At 38.0% G+C, this 3,335-nt stretch carries 2 protein-coding genes; both read right to left on the reverse strand.

Translation table 11 applies throughout. The features are described from left to right. Positions 1-310: 310 nt before the first annotated feature. On the reverse strand, positions 311-2,782 hold the full coding sequence (locus tag E1171_RS04285; RefSeq protein ID WP_155204441.1) for an ABC transporter permease: 2,472 nt from the start codon (positions 2,780-2,782) through the stop codon (positions 311-313). 123 nt (positions 2,783-2,905) lie between these two features. Next, positions 2,906-3,335, reverse strand: a 430-nt coding sequence (locus E1171_RS04290) for an FtsX-like permease family protein (protein ID WP_155204443.1), incomplete at its 5' end; no start/stop codon positions are given.

The following is a 3,335-nucleotide window of genomic DNA, read 5'->3' on the forward strand; positions in this document are numbered from 1 at the left end:
AAAATTATAAGGAGTAGAATATTCCCATTATACAGAAAAATCTGGTTGTCGTGATCATAACCTCCATTTTTTTCGCCATGGCTAGGGAGCTTTTACCTAATAAAATCTGAATCGTGACATACACTATTGATTAGAAAGTTACTTATTTGCCCATTTGCCAAGAAGTATGCCAAAAAATAGGGACTTAAAATACATCTTTTTAGCCATAATTTAGGCTTCCTATAAAGGAAACCGTCCGCCAGCAGACAATTACGGTCGTTGACGGACGGTTTATAGTTATTGCTCCAGAGATGTGAAAAACCAGAAGTATTTATTCGTACCTAATAGCATTCACCGGATCATCTGTTGCAGCCTTGTAAGCGTGATAGCTCATCGTTAACCAGGCTACCATGAAAGACAGGAGACCTGCCAAAACAAAAACTTCTATTCCTATGTTGGTGCGGTACTGAAAGTTTTCAAGCCAAGTATTCATTACCCACCAACCTAATGGACAAGCCAGAACAAATGCTATTAGTAATAACCGGCCAAAGTTTTTAGATAAAAGCAGAATAATTCCACTTACTGTAGCCCCCAGGACTTTCCTTACTCCAATTTCTTTTTTACGCTGTTCAGCGGTAAAAGCAGCCAGTCCAAATAATCCCAAGCAGGCGATAAAAATAGCCATAACCGAAAAGGTGGTGAAAATTTCTCCTATTCTTTCTTCATCTCCATATTCACTATTAAATTCCGAATCCAAAAAGGAATAATCAAAATCTTGACTAGGAGCCATTTCATTCCACTTTTTATTTAAAAGAGAAATAGCCTCTTTGGTTTGTTGTCCGTCAATTCGGAAAGTAATCATGGAGTTTCTTTCTCCTAAATAGATCACTAAAGGGTCAATTTTATTTCTCAGGGTTTTGTAGTTAAAATCTTTTACCACTCCCACAATTGTTGCACTACTATTATTCCATGAATTTATCTTTCTTCCAATAGGGTTTTCATAACCTAATATTCGGGCAGCGGATTCATTAATGACTGCTGCCGAAGAATCGGAAGGGAAATCTTGAGAGAAAAAGCGGCCTTGCACCATCTTCATTTCCAAAGTTTTCTGAAAATCGGTGTCAACCCACCAGCGATTCATTAAATAGGTTTTTTCATCTGTTTTAGGACCTTCTGCCCAAAAATAGGCATTATTATTTTCTGAAATATTGTCAACCGGAGAATAACTGGTTACGGTGGCTGACTTAAACGGTGGTTGACGCAACATTTCTTGTTTAAAGCTTTCCACACCCTCGTCCAGGAAATAGCCGTTATGAAGGATTAATAACTCCTCTTTGTTGTAGCCAGGATCTGTATTTTTTACAAAATGCAATTGCTTATAAACCGTTGCCGTCCCTATTAAAAAGAAGATAGAGGTGGTAAACTGTAAAGTAACCAATATATTTCTTAATTGACCTCCTTTTCCCCTGTTTCCCGACCCACCTTTCAAGGCTTGAATGGGAGAAAAACGGGAAAGGTGAAAAGCGGGATAGCTTCCTGAAATAAGGCCTACAACTATTACAATTCCTCCCATGAAAGCCAAAAGAGGCATATTGCTCCAATAATTGGGGTTAAGGGATTTGCCGGACCATTGATTGAAAACCGGAATCATGAACTCCAACAGTAAAATAGAGAGAAATAGTCCCAAGAGACTAAGGAAAAGGGATTCTGATAAAAATTGGACTAACATCTGAGACCGGAGGGCTCCAATGGTTTTTCGTAAACCTACTTCTTTAGATCGTTCTTCTGAGCGGGCAGTTGCCAAATTCATATAATTGATACAAGCGATTAACAATATGATGGCAGCAATGGCTGAAAAGAGATAAATGTAATTAATATCACCTTTAGAATCCGTCTCATATTTTAAATCTGACCGGAGATGGATGTCTTTTACCGGTTGGAGATGAAAAGAAAAAGCATCATGAAGGTCTGTTTTACTGCTTTCTTGGGACATTTCTCCTATAAGTTGGGGACCGACATATTTTTCTACCAATTCCCTTAATTTGGATTCTATGAGTTTTGGGTCAGTAGCTTCATTGAGCAGAACATAAGTGAAAAAGTTATTATTACTGGTCCAATTATCCTGACTGCTCATTTCACTTCTGCTCATGGAAAGAAACATATTTGCTTTGAAATGAGAAGTTTCAGGCATATCTTCCATTACTCCACTTACGATTAGGTTAGTTTTTCTGCCCCATAGTACGGTTTTTCCGATGGGATCCTCTTTTCCAAAAAGTTTTTTAGCAGTACTTACATCTATTACCAGGCTATTGGGTTGAGACAATGCCGAAGAGGGATCACCACCTACAAAAGGAATAGTGAAGACATTAAATAGTGTGGAATCAGCAGTAATTCCTTTTATTCCCTTATAGCTTTTTTCTCCATAGGTGAGTTTGTAGGAATTAATCCACCCATAGGTGCGGGTTGATTCTTCTACTTCCGGTATTTCCTCTTTAAGAATAGCTGATAAGGGGGCAGGTGTCAAGGCCATATGTTCAACTGCTCCATTATATTTTTCCTTTGTGCTGATTCGGTACATTCGGTCCAGGTTGGTATTGTGCCTGTCAAAACTTAATTCATCCTTTACCCATAGAAAAATTAATAAACAGCAGGCCATTCCTATGGCCAGGCCCGTAATATTGATAAAAGTGTAAAATTTATGTTTTATAAGGTTCCGAAAAGCAATTTTTATATAGTTTTTTACCATGGTAAAAGAGTTTAGTGGAGATGTTTCTTCTGTAAAGTCAAAAAGTATAATAATCAAAAGGGTACATTTTTTACCAGAATAAGGTTGTATTTAAAATGCAGACGTCCGCAAGCAGACGGTCTGTATATCACTTTACCCACCAAGGATTCTGAACTCTTGGTGGATTGAATTGAAAAATTATCATTCGTACCTAATTGAATTCACAGGATCATCTGTTGCGGCTTTAATAGTATGGAAGCTCATTGTAAACCAGGCAATAATGAAAGAAACCAATCCTGCCAACAAGAAAATTTCTATGCCAATGGAAGTATGAAAATGAAAATTCTGTAACCATTCATTCATGGTCCACCAAGCCAAAGGGCTGGCTAATAAGAATGCTATCAGCAACAATTTACCAAAGTCTCTGGATAACAAAAGCACAAGACCTCTAACGGTTGCACCTAACACTTTCCTCACACCAATTTCTTTTTTACGTTGTTCGGCAGTAAAGGCTGCCAGCCCAAACAGGCCTAGACAAGCAATAAAAATGGCCAGACAGGAAAATACGGCAAAAATCTCTCCTGTTTTCTGTTCTTGCCGGTACATACTGTTAAAGCGGTCATCCAAAAAA

The sequence above is a fragment of the Xanthovirga aplysinae genome (assembly GCF_009711365.1).
In the GTDB taxonomy this organism is placed as follows: Bacteria; Bacteroidota; Bacteroidia; order Cytophagales; family Cyclobacteriaceae; genus Xanthovirga; species Xanthovirga aplysinae.